The 23,844-nt window shown below is 71.7% G+C and carries 24 protein-coding genes; 11 read left to right on the top strand and 13 right to left on the bottom strand.

What is annotated here, in order from left to right; translation table 11 throughout:
* The first annotated feature begins 46 nt into the window (after positions 1-46).
* The gene (locus FB471_RS22810; protein ID WP_142000436.1) at positions 47-226 is read left to right on the top strand and encodes a hypothetical protein; all 180 of its coding nucleotides are present in this window, start codon (positions 47-49) and stop codon (positions 224-226) included.
* 4 nt (positions 227-230) lie between these two features.
* Here FB471_RS22810 and FB471_RS22805 read toward each other — a convergent pair whose 3' ends face one another.
* Both FB471_RS22805 and manB read right to left on the bottom strand, forming a co-directional pair.
* Positions 231-1,136: a DNA-3-methyladenine glycosylase family protein gene (locus FB471_RS22805; RefSeq protein ID WP_142002313.1), complete on the bottom strand. Its 906-nt coding sequence runs from the start codon at positions 1,134-1,136 to the stop codon at positions 231-233.
* Positions 1,137-1,141: 5 nt separating this feature from the next.
* Positions 1,142-2,221: a mannose-1-phosphate guanylyltransferase gene (gene manB / locus FB471_RS22800; protein ID WP_142000435.1), complete on the bottom strand. Its 1,080-nt coding sequence runs from the start codon at positions 2,219-2,221 to the stop codon at positions 1,142-1,144.
* Positions 2,222-2,377: 156 nt separating this feature from the next.
* Here manB and FB471_RS22795 point away from each other — a divergent pair, with 156 nt between their 5' ends.
* On the top strand, positions 2,378-2,800 hold the full coding sequence (locus FB471_RS22795) for a hypothetical protein (RefSeq protein ID WP_142000434.1): 423 nt from the start codon (positions 2,378-2,380) through the stop codon (positions 2,798-2,800).
* 94 nt (positions 2,801-2,894) lie between these two features.
* Here FB471_RS22795 and FB471_RS22790 read toward each other — a convergent pair whose 3' ends face one another.
* The 3 genes from FB471_RS22790 to FB471_RS22780 all read right to left on the bottom strand — a co-directional run bounded on the left by FB471_RS22790 (position 2,895) and on the right by FB471_RS22780 (position 6,067).
* Positions 2,895-3,776: a glycosyltransferase family 2 protein gene (locus FB471_RS22790; protein ID WP_425457080.1), complete on the bottom strand. Its 882-nt coding sequence runs from the start codon at positions 3,774-3,776 to the stop codon at positions 2,895-2,897.
* Between the two features lie 3 nt (positions 3,777-3,779).
* A complete protein-coding gene (locus tag FB471_RS22785; RefSeq protein WP_142002311.1) occupies positions 3,780-4,913 on the bottom strand; it encodes a glycosyltransferase family 4 protein in 1,134 nt (377 codons plus the stop codon).
* A 77-nt stretch (positions 4,914-4,990) separates the two neighbouring features.
* On the bottom strand, positions 4,991-6,067 hold the full coding sequence (locus FB471_RS22780) for a glycosyltransferase family 4 protein (RefSeq protein ID WP_142000432.1): 1,077 nt from the start codon (positions 6,065-6,067) through the stop codon (positions 4,991-4,993).
* Positions 6,068-6,086: 19 nt separating this feature from the next.
* Between FB471_RS22780 and FB471_RS22775 the strand changes: the two genes are divergently transcribed.
* The 3 genes from FB471_RS22775 to FB471_RS22765 are packed head-to-tail and all read left to right on the top strand — an operon-like array spanning position 6,087 to position 10,704.
* A complete protein-coding gene (locus FB471_RS22775) occupies positions 6,087-7,013 on the top strand; it encodes a glycosyltransferase family 2 protein (protein ID WP_246076526.1) in 927 nt (308 codons plus the stop codon).
* 36 nt (positions 7,014-7,049) lie between these two features.
* Positions 7,050-9,581: a glycosyltransferase gene (locus FB471_RS22770; RefSeq protein WP_142000430.1), complete on the top strand. Its 2,532-nt coding sequence runs from the start codon at positions 7,050-7,052 to the stop codon at positions 9,579-9,581.
* Positions 9,574-10,704 carry a glycosyltransferase family 4 protein gene (locus FB471_RS22765; protein WP_142000429.1) on the top strand — a complete coding sequence of 377 codons (1,131 nt, stop codon included), beginning with the start codon at positions 9,574-9,576 and terminating at the stop codon, positions 10,702-10,704. The genes FB471_RS22770 and FB471_RS22765 overlap by 8 nt, the downstream gene beginning before the upstream one ends.
* A gap of 122 nt (positions 10,705-10,826) precedes the next feature.
* Here the strand turns inward: FB471_RS22765 and FB471_RS22760 are convergent, their stop codons facing one another.
* Complete coding sequence (locus FB471_RS22760) at positions 10,827-11,810, bottom strand: chitinase (RefSeq protein WP_142000428.1); 984 nt, start codon at positions 11,808-11,810, stop codon at positions 10,827-10,829.
* 90 nt (positions 11,811-11,900) lie between these two features.
* Positions 11,901-12,536 (bottom strand): TetR/AcrR family transcriptional regulator, encoded by a 636-nt coding sequence (locus tag FB471_RS22755; protein ID WP_170220899.1) that lies wholly within the window; start codon positions 12,534-12,536, stop codon positions 11,901-11,903.
* A gap of 77 nt (positions 12,537-12,613) precedes the next feature.
* On the opposite strand from FB471_RS22755, the gene FB471_RS22750 reads away from it, so the two are divergent.
* Positions 12,614-13,513, top strand: coding sequence for an oxygenase MpaB family protein (locus FB471_RS22750; protein WP_170220898.1), 900 nt, complete (start codon positions 12,614-12,616; stop codon positions 13,511-13,513).
* On the opposite strand, the gene rfbD is transcribed toward FB471_RS22750, so the two are convergent.
* On the bottom strand, positions 13,492-14,409 hold the full coding sequence (rfbD, locus tag FB471_RS22745; RefSeq protein WP_142000425.1) for a dTDP-4-dehydrorhamnose reductase: 918 nt from the start codon (positions 14,407-14,409) through the stop codon (positions 13,492-13,494). The two genes, FB471_RS22750 and rfbD, sit on opposite strands and share 22 nt — an antisense overlap.
* A gap of 5 nt (positions 14,410-14,414) precedes the next feature.
* Positions 14,415-15,407, bottom strand: coding sequence for a dTDP-glucose 4,6-dehydratase (rfbB, locus tag FB471_RS22740; RefSeq protein WP_142000424.1), 993 nt, complete (start codon positions 15,405-15,407; stop codon positions 14,415-14,417).
* 242 nt (positions 15,408-15,649) lie between these two features.
* Here rfbB and FB471_RS22735 point away from each other — a divergent pair, with 242 nt between their 5' ends.
* The 3 genes from FB471_RS22735 (at position 15,650) to FB471_RS22725 (ending at position 19,404) form a co-directional block, all read left to right on the top strand.
* Positions 15,650-17,194: an LCP family protein gene (locus FB471_RS22735; protein WP_142000423.1), complete on the top strand. Its 1,545-nt coding sequence runs from the start codon at positions 15,650-15,652 to the stop codon at positions 17,192-17,194.
* Positions 17,195-17,293: 99 nt separating this feature from the next.
* Positions 17,294-18,673: an LCP family protein gene (locus FB471_RS22730; RefSeq protein ID WP_142000422.1), complete on the top strand. Its 1,380-nt coding sequence runs from the start codon at positions 17,294-17,296 to the stop codon at positions 18,671-18,673.
* A 20-nt stretch (positions 18,674-18,693) separates the two neighbouring features.
* Complete coding sequence (locus tag FB471_RS22725) at positions 18,694-19,404, top strand: TIGR03089 family protein (protein ID WP_142000421.1); 711 nt, start codon at positions 18,694-18,696, stop codon at positions 19,402-19,404.
* Positions 19,405-19,407: 3 nt separating this feature from the next.
* On the opposite strand, the gene FB471_RS22720 is transcribed toward FB471_RS22725, so the two are convergent.
* On the bottom strand, positions 19,408-19,848 hold the full coding sequence (locus FB471_RS22720) for a DoxX family protein (protein WP_142000420.1): 441 nt from the start codon (positions 19,846-19,848) through the stop codon (positions 19,408-19,410).
* 155 nt (positions 19,849-20,003) lie between these two features.
* Here FB471_RS22720 and FB471_RS22715 point away from each other — a divergent pair, with 155 nt between their 5' ends.
* Complete coding sequence (locus tag FB471_RS22715) at positions 20,004-20,219, top strand: hypothetical protein (RefSeq protein WP_142000419.1); 216 nt, start codon at positions 20,004-20,006, stop codon at positions 20,217-20,219.
* An 80-nt stretch (positions 20,220-20,299) separates the two neighbouring features.
* Positions 20,300-20,815 (top strand): hypothetical protein, encoded by a 516-nt coding sequence (locus FB471_RS22710; RefSeq protein WP_246076525.1) that lies wholly within the window; start codon positions 20,300-20,302, stop codon positions 20,813-20,815.
* A 34-nt stretch (positions 20,816-20,849) separates the two neighbouring features.
* Here FB471_RS22710 and FB471_RS22705 read toward each other — a convergent pair whose 3' ends face one another.
* From FB471_RS22705 to FB471_RS22695, 3 genes are all read right to left on the bottom strand, one after another.
* A complete protein-coding gene (locus FB471_RS22705; protein ID WP_211358102.1) occupies positions 20,850-22,019 on the bottom strand; it encodes an acyl-CoA dehydrogenase family protein in 1,170 nt (389 codons plus the stop codon).
* A gap of 110 nt (positions 22,020-22,129) precedes the next feature.
* Positions 22,130-22,636, bottom strand: coding sequence for a 5-(carboxyamino)imidazole ribonucleotide mutase (purE, locus tag FB471_RS22700; RefSeq protein WP_142000417.1), 507 nt, complete (start codon positions 22,634-22,636; stop codon positions 22,130-22,132).
* Positions 22,637-22,658: 22 nt separating this feature from the next.
* Positions 22,659-23,843 carry a 5-(carboxyamino)imidazole ribonucleotide synthase gene (locus FB471_RS22695; RefSeq protein WP_142000416.1) on the bottom strand — a complete coding sequence of 395 codons (1,185 nt, stop codon included), beginning with the start codon at positions 23,841-23,843 and terminating at the stop codon, positions 22,659-22,661.
* Between the last annotated feature and the right edge of the window lies 1 nt (position 23,844).

Raw genomic sequence — 23,844 nt, 5'->3', positions numbered from 1 at the left:
TAGCGGCTATACCCTGATTGGTGGAGAGACATGAGAGGGGATCGACATGGCTACTCTCAGCATTCTCGAACTACTCGTCACCATCATCGGGATCGCCGCGGCCATCACCGTCATCGTGTTGCTGGTCCGGGTCAGCCGGCCGAAACCGGCCCCGTTCCCGACCGAGAATCCCGCGTACCAGTACCCACCCGCCGGGCACGAGGGCATCCGACGACCGCCGTACTAGCGGCTCACATCGCGCGGTAGTCCCGCACCGCCTGCCGTGGGCCGGACCTCGGCCGGGAGAAGCCCGCGGCCTCGAGGTAGCGCACCGCGCGCTGCCGCTGCGGCGTGTACGGGGCCAGCTCGGCGAGCATGCCCGCGTCGTCAAGCTCCCTGCCGAGCAGGGCGTGGCCGACCACGGCCGGGACGTGGAAGTCGCCGACGCTCACCGCGTCCGGGTCACCCCAGGCGCGCTGAGCGACCTCGGCGGCGGTCCACGGCCCGACACCGGGCACGTTGCGCAGCAGCAGGCGGCCGTCCGCACCACCGAGCACGGCCGCCCGCTCCAGCCGGTGCGCCACCCGCGCGGCGGCGATCAGGGTACGGCGGCGGGTCAGGTCCACCCCGGCCTTGTGCCATTTCCAATCCACAATGGACCGAACTGCCACCGGCGTCGGCGGTACCCGCATACCGTCCGGCGCCGGTCCCGGCGCCGGTTCGCCGAACCGGCGGCACAGCTCCCGCCAGGAGCGGCGAGCCTCGTAGCCGGTGACCTTCTGCTCCAGCACCGCGGGAACCAGCACGTCCCAGACCCGCCCGGTCGCACCCAGCCGCAGGCCGGGCGCCCCGTGCCGGGCCCTGGCCACCGCCTCGTGGTGCGCGACGAAGCCGGAGTCGTCGTCCGCGGCGCCGAGCAGGGCGGGCAGCCACTCCAGCAGGAAGTCCGCGCCCCGCCCCCACGCGGTGGCCCGCACCTCCCCGCCCGCACGCCGGTGCACGGCCAGCGTTCCCGCGCCGTCCGGGGTGTTGCCGGTCAGCCAGGCCACGCCGCCCTCGTCCCTGCGCAGGCAGGGATCGCCGCGCCCGCGCTGCAGGGGCGCCAGTACCGCCGCGAGGTCGAGCGGGAACGGCGGGCGCCAGGTTCGCTCGGGCACGTTCTTCACGCGTCGCTGGAGAAGCGCAGCGCGCCTTCGGGCAGGGTGACCTCCGGCCACACCCGCGCGCCGTCCAGCAGTTCGCAGCCCGCGCCGACCGAAGCCCGGTCGCCGAGCACCACGCCGCGCAGCACGGTGCCCTCGCCGACACTGGCCCCCGCGCCGAGCACCGAGTCCCGCACGTCCGCCCCCGCGCCGACCGTGGCGCCGTCGAACAGCACCGCGCCGCTGACCCGTGCCCCCGCGCCGACCACCGTGTCCCTGCCGAGGGTGGCACCACCGTCCACGATGGCCTCCGCCGACACGGAGGCGCCTTCCAGCAGCAGGGACTCCCCGACCGGGCCGGGCAGCGCCGAGGTCGGGGCGAGCCCGCGAACCAGGTCGGCCGAGCCGCGCACGAACGTGTCCGGGGTGCCCACGTCCAGCCAGTACGAGGAGTCCACGAACCCATGCACATGTGCGCCGGATTCCAGCAGCATGGGGAAGGTTTCCCGTTCGACCGAGACCCGCCTGCCCGCCGGGATGGACTCGACGACCGAGCGACGGAACACGTAGCAGCCCGCGTTGATCTGGTCGGTCGGCGGGTTCGGGGTCTTCTCGAGGAAGGCCGTGACCCGGCCGTCGGCATCGGTCGGCACCGAGCCGAACCGGCCGGGGTCGGCCACCCGCTGCAGATGCAACGTGACATCCGCCCCCGCGTCGCGGTGGGTCGCCACCAGTGCGGGCAGGTCGGCGCCGGAGAGGATGTCGCCGTTGAAGATCACCGCGTGCTCGGCGCGCAGGTGACCGAGGACGTTGCGGATCGCGCCGCCGGTGTCCAGCGGTTCCCGCTCCACCACGTACTCGATCTCCAGCCCGAGCGCGGCGCCGTCGCCGAAGTACTCCTCGAACACCTCCGCCCGGTAGGAGGTGCCGAGTACCACATGGGTGATCCCGGCCGCCCTGATCCGGGAGAGCAGATGGCTCAGGAACGGCACACCGGCGGTGGGCAGCATGGGTTTGGGCGCGGACAGCGTGAGCGGGCGCAACCGGGTCCCCTTGCCGCCGACGAGAACGACGGCATCGACCCCGAGCGTGGACGTCATCTGCATTCCCTCCATCCGGTGCGGTCCTACCACGCGATCACTCAGCGACAGACCGTGGGAAACGCTGACGACGACCGCCTGGAGGGCATACCCTAGACAGCATGGCGACGGCCCTGATCGGAGAGGGCCTCGGGTGAGGTAACAGGAGGCGAGGGCATGGACCCCCGCGATCGAGCGGACGCCTTGCTTTCCCGCGCACGAGCGCGGAACGGTGTCGTCACGCCGGACAACATGACGTCGCCCATGGACGCCTCGAACACCCAGCAGATTCCCGGCTCCTTCGTCCGGGACATCGACCGGAGCCAGGATCCGGACACCACCACCAAGCTGCCCGCCTCGGTGATCGAGGAGAACGACTACCTGGCACGGGAGGAACCGACCAGCAGCCTGGACCCGGTCGGCAGCCAACCCACCACCCCGCTCACCCGGCGGGCCGCCGAACCCACCGCCGAACCCGCCGAGGAAGCGGTCCAGCCGCGGCAGCAGGAGCCCGCGGAGCAGGAGCACGACGGCCTCATCCCCACCACCAGGACCCAGCGCGGCCAGTCCGCGCTCTCCCGCCGCCTGGAAGGGCTGTAGCCGCGGGCCAGGAGCTGTTCAGGAAGGTGCCTGCACAAGGTGATGCGGGGGCGCGCTCTCGGCCGAAGGCCAGCGCGCCTTACTTCAACACAGGCTAGCGGCGCAGGGTGGAGAGCTTCAGGCGCAGCGTCAGGCCGGCGCGGATCGCGGCCAGCACGGGCTTCCAGGCGAGGCCCCGGTGCCGGTCGGCGAGGTAGCGGTACGCGCTGTCGTGGTGCACGGCCAGCATCTTCGCGGGGGCCCGCGCCGTGGCATGCCCGCCGATGTGCATCACGGCCGCCGAGGGAGCGTAGACGTTGCGCCAGCCCGCCTGCCCCAACCGATCCCCGAGGTCCACGTCCTCGAAGTACATGAAGTAGCGCTCGTCGAACCCGCCGACCGCCGCGAACGCCTCCCGCCGCAGCAGCTGGCAGGAACCGGATAGCCAGCCCGCCACCCGCTCGGTGGGTTCCCCGCGCTCCTGCCGGTAGGCGCGGGTCCACGGGTTGCCCTTCCACACCTTGCCGAACACCGCATGCCCCACCCCGCGCCCCAGCGCGGGCAGCAACCGCGCGGAGGGGTAGACGGTGCCGTCCGGCTCCCGGATCAGCGGCCCGAACGCACCGCCCCGCGGCCGGCGGTCCGCCACCTCCAGCAGGGCGTCCAGTGCACCCTGCTCCCACTCCAGATCGGCGTTGGCCACCACCACCCAGCCGAACTCCGGGCCGAGTGCGGCCACCCCGCGGTTGGCCGCGGTGCCGTAGCCGAGGTTGCCCCCCATCGGCAGCAACCGCACGTTCTCCCGTTCGGCGGCCCGCTCCGGGGCGCCATCGGTCGAGGAGTTGTCGGCGAGCACCACCCGCACCCGGCGAGTGGTGGCCTTCTCCAGCGTGTCCAGGAAACGCTCGAGGGTCTCGCCGGGGAAGTAGGTCACGACCACCACGGCAAGCTCGTCGCCGTACGCCCTGTTGCTCTCGGTCACCCGGACATTCTGCACCCGTTACCCGCGGCGACGCCGGTGGCCCGCCGCGGCCATGGCGTAGGCCTCCCGGTGCCGCTCGGCGGTGGTCGCCCAGGAGAACTCCTTGGCCCTGCGCTGCGCCGCCGCGGCCAGCGCGGCCCGCCGCGGGGCGTCGTCCAGCAGCTCGGCCATGGCCACCGCCACGTCCCCCGCGCCGACCCCGCAGTAGGCCACCGCGTCCCCGCCGACCTCGGGCAGGGACAGCCTGCGGGTGGTGAGCACGCAGGCACCGCAGGCCATCGCCTCCAGCACCGGCAGCCCGAACCCCTCGCCGAGGCTGGGGTACGCCACCAGCTCCGCCCCGCCGAGGAACCCGGCGAGGGTGTCGAACGGCAGGTAGCCAGCCCGGATCACCCGCAGCCGGTGCGGCACGGCGTCGAGGGCCTTCTCCACCTGGCTGTCCCAGCCGGGCTGCCCGGCCAGCACCAGCGCGGGCGGATTCGGCCTGCCCGCCACCGCGTGCGCGAAGCCGCGGATCAGCGCGGGTACGTTCTTGCGTGGTTCGAGCGCGCCGAGGAACGCCACGTAGGGGGTGTCGCCGAGGCCGACGGCATCCCGGGCCGCGCGCACCTCCTCCGGGGAGGGCGGGTGGAACCGTGCCTCCTCGACCCCGTGCTGGATGATCTCCATCCGGCTCTCCCCCGCGGGGACCAGCCTGGCCAGCTCGCTCGCCGTCGCCACGCTCGGGACCACGCACACCGAGGCCCTGCGCAACGCGGCCACCGTCCAGGCGCGGAAGAAACGCGCCTTCACCCCGGCGTGCAGCACGGCGTCGGTGAAGAAGGTCGCGTCGTGCAGGGTGACCACCGAAGCGGCCGGGCTGGCCAGCGGCATCGTGTAGTGCGGGGAGTGCACCACGTCCACGTTCAGCCTGCGCACCAGCATCGGCAGGCTGGTCTGCTCCCAGGTCAGCCGGGCCGTCCTGGTCGCGGTCGCCTCCGGCGCACCGACCACCCTGGACCGCGGGGCGAGCTCGGTGTAGAGCCCGGCGTCCCTCGGCTGGCAGGCGACCGTCAGCCGCGCGCCGTCCTGGTCAAGGGCGGCGACGAGTGAGTCGACGTAGCGACCGACGCCGCCCCGGTCCGCGGGCACGGCTGTCGCGTCGATCAACACTCGTGGTTCGGCTGCCACGCGAGCAGGGTACGACTGATCGGCTCGGCGTTGTTCCGGAACCGGAAAACTGGGTTTTCTCACCGGTCCTGATGGATGCTCCAGATCGCCTCGGCGGCCCGCTGCCAGGAGAAACGCTCGGCCCGGGCTCGCCCGGCCGCACCCAGCCGCGGGGCGAGCCCCGGTTCCTCGAGCACCGAACGCAGGGCGCCGGTGAGCGCGGCCGGGTCCGCCCTCGGCACCGTGATCCCGGCCGCACCGGCGACCTCCACCAGCGCCGCGACGTCCGAGTGCACCACCGGCACCCCGCAGGCCATCGCCTCCAGCACCGGCAGGCCGAACCCCTCGGCGAGGCTCGGCGCGGCGAGCACGCTCGCCCGCCGCAGCGCCTGCGCCAGCTCGGCGTCGGACAGCCTGCCCAGCACCCGCAGCCGGTGCTCCGGCAGGCCGTGCTCCTCGGCCAGTGCCCGCGGATCGAGTCCGCCCCAGCCCGGCTGCCCGACCAGCACCAGCGGGACCGAGTCGAGCCCGGCCACCGCCTGGATCAGCACGTCGATCCCTTTGCGTGGCTCCAGCGTGCCGACGGCGAGCACGTAGCGCCGCGGCAGGTCGAGGTCGGCGGCCTCGGCCCCGGTCAGCACCGGGGCGACCCCGTGCCCGACCACCCGCACCGGCGCCGGGCCCGGGGCGTACGCGGCCAGGCCCGCGGCGACCGCCTCGGTGGGCACGACCACCGCGTCCGCCCTGCGGGTGGCCCTGGTGATCATCGACCGGTGCCAGGAGACCCCGCGGCGGGTGAGCGTCTCCGGATGCGTCCACGGGACGGTGTCGTGCACGGTCACCGAGAGAGTCCGGCGGCCCGAGCGCGGCGGCGCCAGCGGGGTCGGAGCGTGCACCGCGTCCCCGCCCGGCCACAGCGGCAGCCCGGCCTGCCAGGCGGCGACCAGCGCGCGTGGCGGCAGCGGCAACACCCGGGGCCCCCGCACGCCCGCCCGCCGGGCCGGGCCCACCTCGGCATGCCTGGCGACCACGCTGGTCAGCCGCCAGCCGTCCGGGGTGGTCTCGGCGAGCGCGCGCAACAGCTCGCCGGTGTAGCGGCCGGTACCACCGGGAACCGGCGCGAGTAACTGCTCGGCGATCACGACCAACTCGGGCACGGGCACTATTCTGCTCGGCGTGCCCGCACCCGCCACCACGACGGTCCTCGTCGTCACCTGGCGTGGCGTAGGTCACCTCGGCGAGTGCCTGGACGCGCTGGCGACGCAGGATCGTCCACATCGGATCCTGGTGGTCGACAACGCGTCCGACGACGGCACCGCCGAGCTGCTCGCCGCGCATCCCTCGGCCCCCGAGGTGCTCCGGCTGCCCCGTAACGCCGGGTACGCGGGCGGGATCGCGGCCGGGTTGTCCGCTGTGGACACGCCACTGGTGGCCTGGCTGAACGACGACGCCGCCCCGCGGCCGGACTGGCTCGGGCTGCTGGAGGACGCGCTGCTGGCCGAGCCCGACCTCGCCGCGGTGGGTTGCCGGCTGGAGCGCGCCGGCGGAAGCCCGCAGTCGGTGGGCGTGCGGCTCACCGCGGACGGGCACGGCGCCGACCGCACCGCCGCCGGCGGGCAGGCGTTCGGCTTCTGCGGCGGGGCGGTACTGCTGCGCACCGCGGCCCTGCGCGCCGCCGGCGGCGTCCCGGCGAGCTTCTTCTGCTACTACGAGGACACCGACACGGCCTGGCGGCTGCGGCTGGCCGGGTGGCGAATCGGGGTACGGGAGCGGGCGGTGGCGCGGCACCGGCACGGTGCCAGCACCCGGCCCGGTTCGCCGTCCTTCCACCGGTGGAACGAGCGCAACCGGTTGCTCACGCTGCTGCGCTGCGCCCCGGCGCGGGTGGCACTGACCCAGCTCACCCGGTTCACCGCGCTCACCGCGGTGCTGCCGCTGCGCGGGGACCGGCCGGCCGCGGCCAACTTCCGGGCCGGGCTGCGCTGCCGGGTGCTGGCGGAGGTGCTCGCCCGGCTGCCCGCGACCCTGCTGGCCCGGCGGGCGATCGGCGCCCGCGCCGTGCTGGACCGAGGCGAGGTCTGGCGGGAATGGGCCGGCCGTTAAGCTGGCGCACCGGCGCGAATGTTAAGGAGTTGCGCGGTGGCCAAGGGGGATCCGAACCAGCCGGTCGTCTCGGTGATCGTGGTGAACTACCGCGGCGCCGACGACACCATCACCTGCCTGCACGCCCTGACCACCGAGCTGGACTACCCGCGGCTGGACCTCGTCTGCGTGGACAACGCCTCCGGCGGGGACGACGTGCGGCGGATCCGGGAGGCCGTGCCCGGGGTGCGGATCGTGGAGTCGAGCGAGAACCGGGGTTTCGCAGGCGGCTGCAACCTGGGCGCCCGGCACGCGCGGGGCACCGTGCTGGCGTTCCTGAACAACGACGCCCGGCCGCATCGCGCCTGGGCCCGCGCCGCCGTGTCGGTGCTGCGCGCCGAACCGGGTGTCGCCGCGGTGGCCAGCAAGGTGCTGGACTGGGAGGGCGAGTCCGCGGACTTCGTGGACGCCGGCCTGACCTGGTTCGGTATGGGCTACAAGCGGCACGCCGGTACCCGGCTGGCCGACCTGCCCGCCGCCGAGCACGACGCGGCCAAGGACGTGCTGTTCGGCACCGGCTCGGCGCTGTTCGTGCGGGCCGGGGTGTTCGCCGAGCTCGGCGGGTTCGACGAGCGCTTCTTCATGTTCTACGAGGACGTGGACCTGGGCTGGCGGCTCAACCTGCGCGGCTGGCGGGTGCGGTACGTGCCCACCTCGATCGCCTACCACCGGCACCACGCCACGATGGCCGAACTGGACGCGCCGGACACCGGGCGGGAGACCTTCCTGCTGGAGCGCAACGCGCTGGCCGCCATGTACAAGAACCTCTCCGCCGAGACGCTGGCCAGCGCGCTGCCCGCCGCGCTGGCGCTCACCGCGCGCCGGGCCACCGCCCGGGGCGAGCTGGACCCGACCCGGCTGGACCTGCAGCGCGGCGTCGGTCCGATCGAGACCGACCCGGTCCCGGTGCCGCGCGGCACGCTCGCCGGGCTGCTGGCGATGGACCAGTTCGTCGAGCTGTTGCCCGCGCTGGCCGAGTCCCGCGCGGTGGAGCAGGCGGCGCGGGTGCGTACCGACGCCGACCTGATCCCGTTGCTGCGCAAGGCGCTCGAGCCCGCCTATCCGCTGCCCCGCTACCTCGCGGCGCATGACGTGCTGACCGAGGCGTTCGGCATCGAGGACGCCTTCGGCAGGCGGCGCAGGGTGCTGGTGCTCACCGGCGACTCGCTGACCGAGCGGATGGCGGGCCCGGCCATCCGGGCCTGGAACATCGCCTCGGTGCTGGCGGCCGAACACGAGGTCCGGCTGGTCACCGTCAACCCGGTGGCCGATCCGCCGCCCGCACCGTTCCAGGTCTCCGCCGCGCGCAGGCGCGACCTCGCCGAGCCGATCGAGTGGGCCGAGATCGTCATCCTGCAGGGCCACGTGCTGGAGATGGCGCCCGCGCTGAACAAGCAGCACCGGCACAAGCTCGTGGTCTGCGACCTGTACGACCCGATGCACCTGGAGCTGCTCGAGCAGGGCAAGGACGCGGCCGACGACCGGCGGGCCGCGGACCTGGCCGGCGTCACCAGGGTGCTGGACGCGCAGTTGGAACGCGGGGACTTCTTCCTGTGCGCCTCGGAGCGGCAGCGGCATTTCTGGCTCGGCCACCTCGCCGCGCTCGGCAGGCTGTCCCCCCGGCTGTACGACGCCGACCCCACCACGCAGTCCCTGCTCGCGGTGGTGCCCTTCGGGCTGCCCGAGCGTGCGCCGCAACGCACGGGGCCCGGGCTGCGCGCCACGCTGAACATCTCCGAGACCGATCACGTCGTGCTCTGGGCGGGCGGGGTGTACAGCTGGTTCGACCCGCTGACCCTGGTGCGCGCGATCGACCGGCTGCGCGAGCGCCGCGGGGACGTCCGGCTGGTGTTCCTCGGGATGCGGCATCCCAATCCGGAGGTCACCGAGATGAGCATCGGCGCGCAGACCGCGCGGCTGGCCGACTCGCTCGGGCTGACCGGCAAGCACGTGTTCTTCAACGAGCACTGGGTGCCCTACGAGGAGCGGCAGAACTGGCTTCTGGACGCCGACTGCGGGGTGACCACGCATTTCGAGCACGTGGAGACCACCTTCGCGTTCCGCACCAGGGTGCTGGACTACCTGTGGGCCGGGCTGCCGATCGTCACCACCGACGGGGACGCCATGGCCGACCTGGTGCGCACCGAACGGCTGGGGGTGGTGGTACCGGCCGAGGACGTCGACGCGCTGGCCGAGGCGCTGGAGAAGTCGCTCTACGACACCGAGTTCGCGGCCGCGTGCGTGGAGCGCATCCGGCTGGTCGCCGAGCGGTTCACCTGGCCGCGGGTGCTGGATCCGCTGGTGGAGTTCTGCCGGGACCCGCGCCCCGCCGCCGACCGGCTGCCGGGGGCGGAGCACCTGGCGACCACGGACCCCGCGCGTGGCAAGGAACTGCTGCGCAGGGACGTGGCGCTGGTGCGGGAGTACCTTGCCGAGGGCGGTCCACGGGAGCTGGTCCGGCGAGTCGGCGGCCGGGCCCTGCGGCTTGCCAGGAGCAGGCTCGGCGGGCGGCGAACCGGCAATGGCTGACCCCGCTGACCCCGCTGACCCGGCTGACCTGACTGATCTGGCTGACCGCCCGCTCCGGGTGCTGCTGGACGGCACTCCGCTACTCGGTGACCGGACCGGGGTCGGCCGGTACACGGCCTCGCTGTCCGAGGAGCTCGCCTCGTTGTCCGGTGTGGACACTCGGGCCGTCGCGTTCACCCTGCGCGGCTGGCGCCGGCTGCGTTCGGTGCTGCCGCACGGGATGCGCGCCCGCGGGATGCCGGTGGCCGCGCGGGCGCTGCGCAGGGCGTGGCTGCGCTCGAACTTCCCGCCGGTGGAGCTGTTCGCCGGGCGCAGCGATGTCGTACACGGAACGAACTTCGTGCTGCCACCGAGCCTGCGCGCCGCAGGGGTGCTGACCATCCACGACCTCGCCTTCCTGGATGCCCCGCAGGAGCTGGCGCCGAGCGACCGGGAGGTGCCCGCCCTGGTGCGCAAGGGCGCGGCGCGGGCGAAGGCGATCTGCACCCCCACCGCGGCCGTGGCCGACGCGGTGGCCGATCGCCTGGACGTGGACCGGGAGAAGATCGTGGTCACCCCACTCGGGGTGGACCCGGCCTGGTTCACCGGACGCCCGCCCGGCGAGGACCTGCGCGAGCGGATCGGCCTGCCCGCCCGGTACCTGCTGTTCGTCGGCGCCGCGGGGCCGCGCAAGGGGCTGGACTGGCTGCGCCGCGCCCACGCCGCCGCACCGGACCTGCCACCGCTGGTGTTCGCGGGCCCCGGGCCGCACCAGCCGTCGGACCGCACGCTGCACCTGGGTTACCTGTCCGAAGTGGACCTGCGCGGGGTGGTCGCGGGCGCGGCCGCGCTGGTGCTGCCGTCCAGGGACGAGGGGTTCGGGCTCCCGGTGCTGGAGGCCATGGCCTGCGACGTGCCGGTGGTGTGCTCGGACATCCCGGCCCTGCGCGAGGTCGCCGACGGCCACGCCACCCTGGTGCCGTACGGCGAGGAGGGCGCGCTGGCCGAGGCCCTGCGCGCCGCCGTCGGCGAGGTACACCTCGCCTCCGCCTCGGCCAAGCGCCGCGCGCACGCCGCCGGTTTCACCTGGCGACGCTGCGCCGAACTCACCGTCGGCGCCTATCGCACCGCCGCAGGCCGCTAGTTGGCCGTCCGCAAACAGCCAACGCGTGCGCGTGGGAAGCAAACACGCCTACGCAGACGGCAAACACGCCGAGCCCCGGCGTGTTTGCCGCTCACGCGGGTGAGTTTGCTGTTCGCGTACAGTCAATAAGAGCTGCGGGCCGGGAAGCGGCTGAAGATGTTGGTGAACTCGTACTCCGACTGGGCGATGCTGCTGCAGGTCGGGGAGACGCCGCCGCCGGGGCACGAACCGTTGTCCCGACCCACCGACCAGAAGGCGAGCAGGCCGATCTGGTTCGCCCGGGCCCAGTCCACCAGCTTGTTCGCGTCCGCCTGCCGGAAGATCTTGCCGTTGAAGTTGCGCCCGATCATCGGCGTGACCCCGAGCCCGCGCTTGAGCTCGGCATCGGCACGGTCCGGCCAGATGCCCCGCATCTGGCCGAGCACGCTCTCCGCGGCGGCGATCACCGCGTCACCCCAGTTCGACCGGGAGGTGCCGAACTCCATCGTCATCGGGTTGACCAGCACGTCCACCCCGTGTGTGGCGGCGCTGCGCAGCACCGAAACCGAGTACGGGTCGAGGCCGTAGTCGTCGCCCTGCACCCGCAGGGTGTAGCTGACACTGGTACCCCGCTCAGCCTGCAACCCCGCCAGCGCGGTGTTCACCATGTCGTGCGGGATGGCGGCCTCGACGTCCACGTCGAGGTGGTTGGTGCCCACCGTGTCCAGGATGGTCCGGTACGCGGCGGTGAGCGCGTCCGCCGAGCGGCAGGTGTGCTCCAGGTACGGCCCGACGGCGCCGCCGGTCGCCACGATCACCTCGCCGCCCATGGCCCGCAGTTCGCGGATGTCGTTCAGGATCCGCTCGTCGTCCAGCGGGATCGTGCCACCCCACGAGGGGTTGCAGCCGGAGTGGTCGCCGAGCGCGAAGGCGAGCGTGAACGTCTTGTGCCCGGTCTCCCGCGCGATCTCGGCAAGGGAGGGCTCCGGCATGGTGATGTCGACATACGGTGCCGACTGCCCCGCCGGTTCCACATGTACCGCCTGCGCCTGCCCGGCCGGCGCCAGCGCGACCGCGAGCGCGAAACCGCCGAGTACGGATGCGATCCGGGTCCCGATTCTGCTCATGCCGAAACTCACCGCCCAACGTCGATGTCGAGACCCTCGACGCTAGAGTGGTCTAGACCACAGGGCAACCGACGAAAGTCGGGCCGGGGCTCACGGCTGGGCCGAGCTGACCGTGGCGGCCGCGACCACGATCCCGGAAAGGTGGTCGATCAGCCGCTGCCGCGACACCTGGAGCCTTCCCTCGAGGTAGGCGCCGCCGACCTCGGCCAGCGTGCCGACCATCGCCAGCGAGGTGATCTCCGCGTCCGCGGGATCCGGTGCCCGCTCACCGAGAAAGTCCCGCGCCAGCTCGGAAACCAGGGTGGCCTGCGCCCGCATGCCCTCCTGGCGGCGCCGTTGCAGCGATTCGTTGCTCGTGGCCTCCAGCACCAGGACGCGGCCCTTGCGCCGGTCGCCGGTGACCAGGTCGACGCCCGCGGTGATCGCCGCCCGCACGGTCTGCCGGAAGTCCCTCGGTGCCTCGGCCACGGCGCGCAGCACCGACTCGATGCCCTCGGTCAGCACCTGCTCGTACACCGCGACCAGCAGCGCGTCCCGGTCGGCGAAGCTCTCGTAGAAGTAGCGCTCGGTGAGCCCGGCCTCCCGGCACACCGAACGCACGGTCGCCGCGGCCCAGCCCTGCGTACCGATCACCTCGAGGCCGGCCTCGACCAGCCGGGCACGGCGCCCGGACCGGCGATCCTCGGCACTGACTCCGCGCCAGTTGCGGGTGGGAGAGGTACGCACCTCACCAATATTGACATCGGCTGTTGTCCATGTCTACCGTCCAATGGACTACCATCGTTGTCCATAAGGAGGCCGCGATGAGCTCCGTCCAGGTCACCGAGGAAGAAGCGGCGAAACTGACACTCGGCCCGGACTCGGTTTCCTGGCAGCGGGCGAGTGACGTCCGGGGGTTCCTCGGTGCGGGATACGCCCTGCTCCTGCAGGTGACTCACCCCACGATCGGCTCCGGCGTGCGGGATCACTCCAACTTCCGGCAGGAACCGTGGCAGCGCCTTTTCCGCACTCTCGACTACGTGATGCTGACCGTCTACTCCGGGCAGGACGCCATCGAGGTGACCCGCAAGCTGCGGGAGATGCACAAGCGGATCAAGGGAGTGAACCCGGACGGCAGCCGGTACCACGCGCTGGAACCGGGAGCCTACGCCTGGGTACAGGCCACCCTGGTGCAGGCGATCGTCATGCTGCACAAGCACTTCGGCCGACCGATGAGCGAGGAGGAGACCGAACGGCTCTATGCCGAATGGCTCGGGCTCGGCCGGTTGCTCGGTATCCGGGCCGGGGACCTGCCGGCCACCTGGGCGGAGTTCGAGGTCTACTTCGACGAGATGGTCGCGAACCGGTTGGCACACACCGAGACCGCGGATGTGGTGCTGGCCAGCCTGCGCAGGCCGGCGCGCCCTCCCCTGCTGCCCCGCTGGACCGAACCGGTGTGGCGGCTGGTCACCCTACCCGCGGCGCATGTGCTGACCCTGTGCACCATCGGTCTGCTGCCGGACTCCCTCCGCCGGCGGCTCGGCCTGCGCTGGACCCGCTGGCAGGACCGCCAGTTGCGCGCGCTGCGCGCGGCGTCCCGTGCGATCACCCCGTTGCTGCCGAGACACTTGCGCATCAACGGGCCGCTGTACCTGCGCAGCAGGGTTCGGGCGATCGCGCGGGACGAGTTCGCCCCGGCGCGCTACACCGTGGCGCGAAGCTGATCGGCGTGCTTGGCGAAGAAGGCGGTCAGCGCCTCCCGCCAGGACCGGAGCGGGGTCAGCCCGGCCTCCCGCCAGGGTTCCGCGGACAGCACCGAGTACCCGGGGCGCGGGGCAGGGCGCGGGAACTCCTCGGTGCCGCACGGCTTCACCCGCTCCGGATCGGCCCCGAGTTCGGTGAAGACCGCCCGCGCGAGGTCGAACCAGCTCGCTTGACCCGCGCCGGTGCAGTGCAGGATCCGCCGCTCGGGGCCGCGACCACCGGCGATCATCCCGGCCAGTTCGACCAGCCCCGCCGCCAGATCGGCCGTCCACGTAGGACCACCTATCTGATCGTCCACAACGGATAGTTCATCCCGCTCGCCCTCGAGGCCAACAATGGTCTTGACGAAGTTGCGCCCGTGCGCCCCGTATACCCAGCCGGACCGCACGATCCACGCCCGCGCGCCGGAACCGAGCACGGCGTCCTCACCGGCCGCCTTGGTCCGCCCGTACGCGCTACGCGGGCCCAGCGCGTCCTCCGGAAGGTAGGGACGGTCACCGTCCCCGCTGAACACGTAGTCGGTGGACACATGCACCAGCGGCAGCCGGCGGGACGAGCAGACGGCCGCCAGCACCCGCGGGCCGTCCGCGTTCACCGCGAAGGCCCGCTCCTCATCGGATTCCGCGGCGTCCACCGCGGTGTAGGCGGCGGCGTTGACCACCACCGGCGACCGGCCGGACTCCGCGGCACGGGCGGCCAGCTCGGCGACGGCTTCCACCACCGCGCCGGTCTCGGTCACATCCAGCTCGGCCGAGCCGGGCGCGCGCACCTCGAACTCGGACTCCCCCGCCAGTGCGGCGAGCTCCCTGCCGAGCTGACCGCTCCCGCCGGGTACCAGCAGGCTGAGTCCGCCCACCTCGATCACCTCTCCGTCAGCGCCGCACGACCTTTCAGCGGCTCCCACCACGCGCGGTTCTCCGCGTACCAGCGCACCGTGTCCGCCAGGCCGGTGTCGAAGGGGATCCGCGGCCGGTAGCCTAACTCAGCACCGATCTTGGTGATGTCCACCGAGTAACGCCGGTCGTGGCCCTTGCGGTCCTGCACCGGCCGCACCATCTCCCAGCCCACGTCGAGCGCGCCGAGCAGGCGTTCGGTCAGCTCCCGGTTGGTCAGCTCAATGCCGCCCCCGATGTTGTAGACCTCCCCGGGGCGCCCCTTGTCCGCCACCAGTTGAATGCCGTAGCAGTGGTCATCCACGTGCAGCCAGTCACGCACGTTCATCCCGTCCCCGTAGAGCGGTACCTGCGCACCGTCCAGCAGGTTGGTCACGAAGAGCGGGATCACCTTCTCCGGGAACTGGTACGGGCCGTAGTTGTTCGAGCACCGCGTCACGCAGACCGGCAGGCCGTGCGTGCGGTAGAAGGACCGGACCAGCAGGTCGGAGGAGGCCTTGGAAGCGGAGTACGGCGAGTTCGGCTCCAGCGGATGCTCCTCCGGCCAGGAACCCCGCTCGATCGAGCCGTACACCTCGTCGGTGGAAACGTGCACGAACTTGCCGACGCCCTCGTGCAGGGCCGCCTGCAGCAGGGTCTGCGTACCGACGACGTTGGTCAGCACGAAGTCGGCCGAACCGGCGATGGAGCGATCGACGTGCGACTCCGCGGCGAAATGCACCACCAGGTCCACGCCGGTCATCACCTCGCTCACCAGTTGGGCATCGCAGATGTCCCCTTTGACGAAACGTAACCGTGAGCTGTTCGCGACCGGGGCGAGATTCGCCTCGTTTCCGGCGTAGGTGAGCTTGTCCAGCACCACCACTTCGGCTCCGGAGAGTGCCGGATACTCACCGGATAGTGCTTGCCGTACGTAATGCGATCCGATGAACCCAGCGCCTCCGGTGACCAGCACCCGCATCTGCTTGCCTTTCGCCTAACCGCCTCGACCTGCCTCGACCTGCGCAGTGTGCCACGCGCCTGCTTAGGATCGGTCAGGTCGGTTATCCGCGGCGCCGGTACATGATCAGGCCGATCTTGCGCAAACGTACGGACGCATCACACGGAAATCAGTAATGTGGATCGTGGAGCGCCATATGTGGTGAATCGTCTGGGGAGCCGGCTGCCCGGGAGGCGGTGCGTAGCCGGCTGGGAGGAGAGTGCGTGACCGACTGGCCGGGGCGAGCGGTCGACCGCGCCGGCGCGCGCGGCCGCAGCACTGTTGTCGTGCTGGCCCTGCGTGGCGGAAAGACCCTGATCTCCCTTGTCTCGCTGATCGTGCTCGGGCTCACCTGGTACGGCTGGCAGTTCGTGGGGGATGTCAACGAGGGCCTGGCCACGACCAACGTCTTCGACGACGAGATGCCGGTCAAGCCACTGGACGGAGCCATTGACATCCTGCTGGTCGGGCAGGACAGCCGCACCGACCAGCAGGGCAACCCGCTGCCCCGCGAGGTGCTGGACATGCTGCACGCGGGCGAGGCCGACGGCGAGCGGCAGACCGACACGATGATCCTGGTGCACATCCCGCAGAACGGGAAACGCGCGGTGGCCGTGTCCTTCCCCCGCGACTCCTGGGTACGGCTGGCCGGCGGGTACGGCAAGCACAAGCTCAACGGTGCGTTCGTCTACGCCTACAACGACACCCACCAGACCTTGCAGCAGCAGGGAATGACCGACCTGGAGGAGATCGACAAGAAGGCCAAGATCGCGGGCAGGAAGAACCTGATCAAGACGATCGAGCGGTTGATCGGCCGGCCCGGCATGATCGACAGGTACGCCGAGGTGAACCTGGCCAGCTTCTACGAGATCACCAAGGCCCTCGGCGGCATCAAGGTGTGCCTGAAGGAGCCGGTCGAGGAGTACCGCTCCGGCATCGACCTACCCGCGGGCGAGCAAACCATCGAGGGGGTGCAGGCGCTGGCCTTCGTCCGGCAACGCTACGGCCTGCCCCGTAGCGACCTGGACCGGATCGCGCGGCAGCAGGCCTTCCTCTCCGGCCTGGCCCGCAAGGTGCTCTCCACCGAAGTCCTGATGAACCCGTCGAAGCTCAGTGATCTCGTCGGCGCGGTGAAGAAGTCCGTTGTGCTCTCGGAGCGCTGGGACCTGCTCGAGTTCGCGGCGCAGATGCGCGGACTCAGCGGCGGAAACGTCGAGTTCCACACGATTCCGGTCGTCGGCAACGCGGAGATCGGCGGCGCCGACGTCATCCAGGTCGATGTGGACGAAGTTCGGTCCTTTATGGACGAAATAGTCGGCGAAGAGCCCTCCACGACACCCCCGGCCACCGGTTCGGTCGAAGCGAGCGACCCTTCCGAGGTCACCGTGGACGTCTACAACGGTTCCGGCCAGGCGACCCTCGGGTCACAGGTACGGGGACTGTTGCGGGAAAAGGGTTTCCAGGGAAGCGGCTCGGCGACGGCCACACCCGTCTCGAACACCGTCGTGCGGCACCCGCCCGGCGAGGAGGACAACGTGGCCGCGCTTCGCGAGGCACTGGGGCAGGACTTCGAGACGGAGCAGGACGGCGAGATACCCAGCGGCAGGCTGCACCTGGTGCTCGGGTCGGACTACACCGGCACCTCCGCGGGAGAACCGTCCAACGCGAGCCACCAGGCGCCCGGCCGGACCGACCGGACCCGGCAGGGCACATCGGACGAGCACACCGAGGAACCGATCACGGCCGACGGCGTCCCCTGCGTGAACTGATCGGGTGAGGCAGGCTGCGCTCGTGCCCGCCGCCCGGTGGCCTAGCCTTGAGCAGGCCGACTTCGGCCCGGGACCCGGCGGGGAGGGGAGGTGACCGGCGTGAACGATGAGGACGAGCAGAAGGCAGCCACCGAGGGCACGACGACGGAGTTGGACGAGGACGTCACCGAATCGGACCAATCGCCCGAAGCGGACAGTGCGGCCGATACGGCTGACGAGGAGGGCGAGGAACCGGTCGCCGAACGACCCAGGCCGACCCCGTATCCCCGGAGTACCCCTCCCCGGCCACGCCGCGGGGGCCGCGGCCGGCGCGCCGTCGGCCGCACGCTGCTCGGCCTGCTCTCGGCGGTCGCGCTGGCGGCCACCGGGTACGCCTACTCCACGGTGGACGATCTGCGGGACAACGTGAACACCACCGACGCGCTCGGCCAGCAGGATGAGCGGCGCTCGCCACCCGCCGACGACGGTGCCAACGACATCCTGCTCGTCGGCACCGACGCCAGGACCGATATGGAGGGCAACCCCCTGCCGCCCGCCGTGCTGCGCACGCTGCGCACCGAGGGCAAGGCCGGAATCAACACCGACACCCTGATCCTGCTGCGGATACCGCGCAACGGCGGTAAACCGGCCGCGGTGTCCATCCCGCGGGACAGCTGGGTCGCCGTTCCCGACGGCGGGAACCGCAAGATCAACGCGCCGTACGGGATCGCGAAGAGCGCGGCGGCGCAGCGGCTGCGGGCGGCGGGCGAAACCGACCGGGCGAAGATCGAGCGGGAGTCGGACCAGGCGGGGCGCAAGGCGCTGGTGCAGACCGTGCAGGACCTCACCCAGATCCGGGTCGACCACTACGCCGAGGTCAACCTGCTCGGCTTCTACCTGATGACCGAGGCCCTCGGCGGGGTCAAGGTGTGCCTGAAGCACGCCACGGTGGACAAGGACTCCGGCGCCAGCTTCCGCGCAGGGCCGCAGGTGGTCGACGGCGGCGAGGCGCTGGCCTTCGTGCGGCAGCGCAAGAACCTGCCGCGGGGCGACCTGGACCGGATCCAGCGGCAGCAGGCGTTCCTGGCCTCGGCGCTGCACAAGGTGCTGTCCGCGGGCACGCTGACCGACACCGACAAGCTGGGCAGGCTCACCGATGCCCTGCGCCGCTCGCTCGTCCTGGACAGGGATCTCGACCTGCTCTCCTTCGCCGAGCAGGTGCGGGACGTGGCCACCGGGGAGATGGAGTTCCGGACCATTCCGGTGGTGGCGGTCGGCGCCAGGAGCCAGGACGGGCAGAGCATCATCGAGGTGGACCTGGCCGAGGTTCGCCGGTTCATCGGCTCGCTTGCCGGCAGGGACAACCCGCCGGCCAGCACGCCGAGCCCCACGTCAGGCACTACGCCGGACACGCAGGAGGACTCCGGCGGGGGCGGTGCGCCGGGCGGGCGCCAACCCACCGACCCGATCACCGTGGACGGCGTCCCCTGCGTGAACTAGCGACCACTATCTTGAGTGGGGTGAGCCTCACCGAGCATCTGCTGCGCCCCCTGCTGTCCTCCTCTGCGGCGCGCCCCGTGATCACCCACTACGACGACGCCGCGGGCAGCCGGGTCGAGCTGTCCGTGGCCACCCTGGCGAACTGGGCGGCCAAGACGGCCAACTGGCTGGTCGAGGAGTTGGATGTGGAGCAGGGAGACGAGGTGGCCGTCCGGTTGCCGGCGCACTGGCAGACCGCCGGGGTGCTGCTCGGCGCATGGTGGTGCGGCGCACGGGTGACAGTCGAGGACACCGCGGCCGCCGTGGCGTTCGTCGGGCCCGCCGCGGCGCCGAGTGCGGCGCGGGAGACGGCCGTGGTCGCGCTGGACCCACTCGGCCGCGGCCTTGCGGAGCCGCCGGCCGAGGGCGCCCACGACTACCTGACCGAGTCGCGGCTCGCCGGCGACGAGTTCTCCCCGTTACTACCCGTTCCCGGAGACGCACCGGCACTTCTCGATTCCACTGTGGACGAGTTGATCGCCGAAGCCCGGTCGCGTGCCGGCAAGCTGGGGATCGGCAACGGTGATCGGGTACTGTCTACTATAGATTGGCAGCTTCCGGGCGGCGTAGTGGACGGTTTGCTGGCGCCACTCGCCGCGGGCGCGCACCTGGTGCAGGTCACCGGCGCCGACCCGGCGAAGCTGGCCGATCGCCGTAGCACCGAGCGTACGACGATCGACCTGCTCGGCTGAGGATCAGGCAGGCTGCACCTCGGATTCGCCCACCCGTTCGCGCTTGCGCTTGCTCCAGAACAGCAGGTGGTCCAGGGAGATCCGGCCGCCGTTGAAACCGAGCGCGAGGCCGGCGCCCGCGAGCACCAGCACCAGTTCGTAGCCACCCTGGCCGGTGAGCCCGGCCTCCAGGTGCACGCCCAGCGTCGCGCCGAGACCGACCACCGCATAGCCGAGGCCGACCAGGGGCAGGGCGAGCCCGATGATGAACGCGATCGAGCCGACGACCTCCACCAGGATCGTGAACGCGGCGGCCACCGTCGGCAGCGGGATACCCATGCTCTCGAAGCCGGCGGCCGTCTCGCTCACCCCCGCGTCCCACTTCTCCAGACCGTGCGCGAGGAAGACGGTCGCGACGGCGAGGCGGCCGAGCAGGGCCGTGACGTCTTGCAGTCGAGCGAACATGTCCGTACCAGCTCCCGAAGATAAATATATTGAGCTTTCAACTACAATGTCGAAGGTAGTCTCCCCCGGTTAAAGATGACGTGAATAGGGACAAATCACCAGGGCAGGAAGTAGGGTGAGGACTGCCACCGCGGGCAGCGAAGGGGAGGCGCATCATGTGGATCTGGATCGCTGTCGGCGCGGTTGTGCTGCTGTTGATGGGGGTCGCGATCGTGACCGACCTGCGTGACCGCAAGCGGGGCGGCACCCGCGGGATTCGGATGACCGGCTGGCTGGAGCGCCGCGGGCGCGGCAAGGTGGGCTCCGCGATCGTCAACTGGAATACCACGGACTACCGGCCGCGCTCGCCTCGGGAGAAGGAAGACCGGTAAGACCACGGGGAGGTTGACTTTCGAGTCACTCGAAACCGCACGCTGGTCACGTCCAGCACACCGGTGGAGAGGAGACCTCCGTGACGTCAACCGACTCGGCCACGGCGGAAGACCCGGCGATGGCGGCGATTGCCAAGGCCGTCACCCGGGGCCGCACCGGCGACCCCGGCGGCGCAAGGGACGCGTTGCTCGAACTGTGGCGAACCGTGTCCCATCACGGTGACCCACTCCACCTGTGCACCCTGGCGCACTACCTTGCCGACCTGCATGAGGACCCGGCCGAGGCCCTCGCCTGGGACATCCGGGCCCTGGACGCGGCCGATCGTCTCGCGGACGACCGCGCCCAGCGGCACCACCCTTCCCTGCGGGTACGCGGGTTCTACCCCTCGCTGCACCTGAACATCGCGGACAACTACCGGCGGTTGGGCTCGTTCGCGGCGGCCCGGAAGCACCTCGCGGCGGCCGAGGAGTTCCTGGACGCGCTCCCCGCCGACGACTACGGGCGCACCGTTCGCACGGCGATCACCGAGGTCGGTGCGGCGGTGCGCGCCCGGTCCACCCTGGCGCGTACGGGAACGGCCAACTCGGGTACATGAGCGGCCAACACGCCTACATGAGCGGCAAACTCGGTTACTTCAGGAGTTGGCGGGCCATCACCAGGCGCTGGATCTGGTTGGTGCCCTCGTAGATCTGAGTGATCTTCGCGTCTCGCATCATGCGCTCGACCGGGAAGTCGCGGGTGTAGCCGGCGCCGCCGAACAACTGCACCGCGTCGGTGGTCACCGACATGGCGATGTCCGAGGCGTAGGACTTCGCCGCCGAGGCCATGAAGGACGCGCGCTCGTCCCCGCGCTCGCTGGCCGCGGCCGAGGCGTAGACCAGGTGCCGGGCGGCCTCGATCTTGGTGCCCATGTCGGCGAGCATGAACTGCACGCCCTGGAACTCGCCGATGGCCTTGCCGAACTGCTTGCGCTCCTTGACGTAGTCCACACTGGCGTCCAGTGCGCCCTGCGCAATGCCCAGCGCCTGGGCGCCGATCGTCGGGCGGGTGTGTTCCAGCGTGCGCAGTGCCGTCTTCAGGCCGGTTCCCGGCTCGCCGATGATGCGATCGGCGGGGATCCGGCAGTCCTCGAAGTGGACCTCCCTGGTCGGCGAGCCCTTGATGCCGAGCTTGCGCTCCTTCGGCCCGACCGAGAAACCGGGGTCCTCGGCGTGCACCACGAACGCGGAGATGCCGCCCGCCTTCTTCTCCGCCTCCGGGTCGGTCACCGCCATCACGGTGTACCAACTCGACTCACCCGCGTTGGTGATCCAGGCCTTGGTGCCGTTGAGCACCCAGGAGTCACCGTCGAGCCGGGCGCGGGTGCGCATGGACGCGGTGTCCGATCCGGCCTCCCGCTCGGAAAGCGCGTACGAGGCGGAGGCCTCGCCCGCGGCGATCGACGGCAGGACCAGCTTCTTCAGCTCCGGGGACGCGGAGAGCAGGATCGGCTGCGTGCCGAGCTTGTTCACCGCGGGGATGAGCGAGGCCGAGGCGTCCACCCTGGCGACCTCCTCGATCACGATGCAGGCCGCGATCGCGTCGGCACCCTGGCCCTGGAACTCCTCCGGGATGTGCACCGCGTTGAACCCGGACTTCGCCAGCGCCTCGCGGGCCTCCGTGGGGTAACGCTCCCGCTCGTCCACCTCGGCGGCGTAGGGCGCGATCTCCTTCTCGGCGAGGGCGCGCACGGCCGCGCGCAACTCCTCGTGCTCCTCGGCTAGCTGGTACAGCCCGGCGCCGTCAGTCACCCGCGTCACCTTTCTCGCGCATGGATGTCCGACCCCGATGTTAGCGGTCGTTTACTCGGACGTCCTCCCATTCCCGCTGTGTTCTTCCCCGCATCACCCGACCGTGGGCGTAAGCGAGGTCACCCCAGGCGGGAGCGGAGGGCGGTGTCCTTGTCCAGGACCAGCCGGGCAAGATCGGACTGGAAGTCGGCCATCCGGGAGCGCAGGGTCTCGTCGGCGGCCGCGAGGATGCGCACGGCGAGCAGGCCGGCGTTGCGCGCCCCACCGACCGACACGGTGGCCACCGGCACCCCGGCAGGCATCTGCACGATGGACAGCAACGAGTCCAGCCCGTCCAGGTACTTCAGCGGCACCGGCACCCCGATCACCGGCAGCACCGTGGCCGAGGCCACCATCCCGGGCAGGTGCGCGGCCCCGCCGGCGCCCGCGATGATCACCCGGATCCCCCGCTCGGCGGCCGAGCCTGCGTAGTCGAGCATGCGCTGCGGGGTGCGGTGTGCCGAGTAGACGCCGACCTCGTACGGCACCTCGAACTCCTCCAGCGCCTTGCCCGCGGCCTCCAGCACCGGCCAGTCCGAGTCGCTGCCCATGATCACGCCGACCACCGGCGCGCCCTGCTCGGTCATCCTCAACCTTCCGCCGTAATCCCTAGTGGATCTGGTAGCCGTCCAGCCATTCCGCGTGGGACAACCAGTGCGCGGCCAGCCGGGCACGCTCGCGCAGCTCCGGCATCCGCTCCCCCGCCAGGTTCACGTGCCCCAGTTTGCGCCCCGGCCGCTCCGCCTTCCCGTAGGAATGCACCCGCGCCTCCGGATACCGGGCGAACAGGTGGTGCAGCCGCTCGTCCGGCCCCATCTCCGGCGCGGTGGGCGCGCCGAGCACGTTGGCCATCACGCAGGCGGGCGCGATCGGGTCCGTCAGGCCGAGGGGATAGTCCAGCACGGCCCGGAGATGCTGCTCGAACTGCGAGGTCCGTGCCCCGTCCATGGTCCAGTGCCCGGAGTTGTGCGGGCGCATCGCCAGCTCGTTGACCAGCAGGCCGTCCGCCGTCTCGAACAGCTCCACCGCGAGCACGCCGACCACCTCGAGCTCGGCGGCGACCCGCAGGGCCAGTTCCTGGGCACGCTGCTGCCCGTCCGGGTCCAGGTCAGGGGCCGGGGCGAGCACCTCGGTGTTGATCCCGCCGGACTGCACGGTCTCCACCACCGGCCAGGCGGCGCCCTGCCCGAACGGTGAGCGGGCGACCAGCGCGGCCAGCTCGCGCCGCATGTCCACCCTGGCCTCGACCAGCAGCGGTGTCCCCGCGGCGAGCAGCTCCGGGATCAGCTCCCCTGCCTGCCGCTCGGAGTCCAGCATCCACACGCCACGCCCGTCGTAGCCGCCGCGGGCCGCCTTCAGCACCACCGGCCAGCCCTGTTCCGCGCCGAACTTCAGCGCGTCCTCCACGGCGGACACCGGCTCGAACGCGGGCCCGGGTACACCCAGCGCGGCGAGGCGTTCCCGCATCACCAGCTTGTCCTGGGCATGCCGCAGGGCATCCGGACCCGGCCGGACCACGACCCCCTCGGCGGCCAGCGCGCGCAGGTGCTCGCCGGGGACGTGCTCGTGGTCGAAGGTGAGCACGTCGACGCCGCGGGCGAAGGAACGCAGCGCGTCCAGGTCGGTGTGCAGGCCCTGCACCACCTCGCCGGCGACCAGCCCGGCCGAGTCGTTCTCGCCCGCGGCGAGCACCCGGAGCGACTGGCCGAGGGAGATCGCGGCCTGGTGCGTCATCCTGGCCAGCTGGCCGCCGCCGACCATGCCGACCACGGGAAGACCGGTTCGAATATCCATA

The organism is Amycolatopsis cihanbeyliensis, from assembly GCF_006715045.1.
In the GTDB taxonomy this organism is placed as follows: domain Bacteria; phylum Actinomycetota; class Actinomycetes; order Mycobacteriales; family Pseudonocardiaceae; genus Amycolatopsis; species Amycolatopsis cihanbeyliensis.
The sequence above is the reverse complement of the archived record's forward strand: the minus strand, read 5'-3'. Positions and strand labels throughout refer to the sequence as shown.

Excerpts from the sequence above, each read along its gene's own strand:
- FB471_RS22760 (WP_142000428.1), bottom strand. The coding sequence starts at position 11,810 with ATGAGCAGAATCGGGACCCGGATCGCATCCGTACTCGGCGGTTTCGCG.
- FB471_RS22795 (WP_142000434.1), top strand. The coding sequence starts at position 2,378 with ATGGACCCCCGCGATCGAGCGGACGCCTTGCTTTCCCGCGCACGAGCG.
- rfbB (WP_142000424.1), bottom strand. The coding sequence starts at position 15,407 with ATGCGGGTGCTGGTCACCGGAGGCGCTGGGTTCATCGGATCGCATTAC.
- FB471_RS22810 (WP_142000436.1), top strand. The coding sequence starts at position 47 with ATGGCTACTCTCAGCATTCTCGAACTACTCGTCACCATCATCGGGATC.
- purE (WP_142000417.1), bottom strand. The coding sequence starts at position 22,636 with ATGACCGAGCAGGGCGCGCCGGTGGTCGGCGTGATCATGGGCAGCGAC.
- FB471_RS22765 (WP_142000429.1), top strand. The coding sequence starts at position 9,574 with ATGGCTGACCCCGCTGACCCCGCTGACCCGGCTGACCTGACTGATCTG.
- FB471_RS22715 (WP_142000419.1), top strand. The coding sequence starts at position 20,004 with ATGTGGATCTGGATCGCTGTCGGCGCGGTTGTGCTGCTGTTGATGGGG.
- manB (WP_142000435.1), bottom strand. The coding sequence starts at position 2,221 with ATGACGTCCACGCTCGGGGTCGATGCCGTCGTTCTCGTCGGCGGCAAG.
- FB471_RS22750 (WP_170220898.1), top strand. The coding sequence starts at position 12,614 with ATGAGCTCCGTCCAGGTCACCGAGGAAGAAGCGGCGAAACTGACACTC.
- FB471_RS22720 (WP_142000420.1), bottom strand. The coding sequence starts at position 19,848 with ATGTTCGCTCGACTGCAAGACGTCACGGCCCTGCTCGGCCGCCTCGCC.
- FB471_RS22695 (WP_142000416.1), bottom strand. The coding sequence starts at position 23,843 with ATGGATATTCGAACCGGTCTTCCCGTGGTCGGCATGGTCGGCGGCGGC.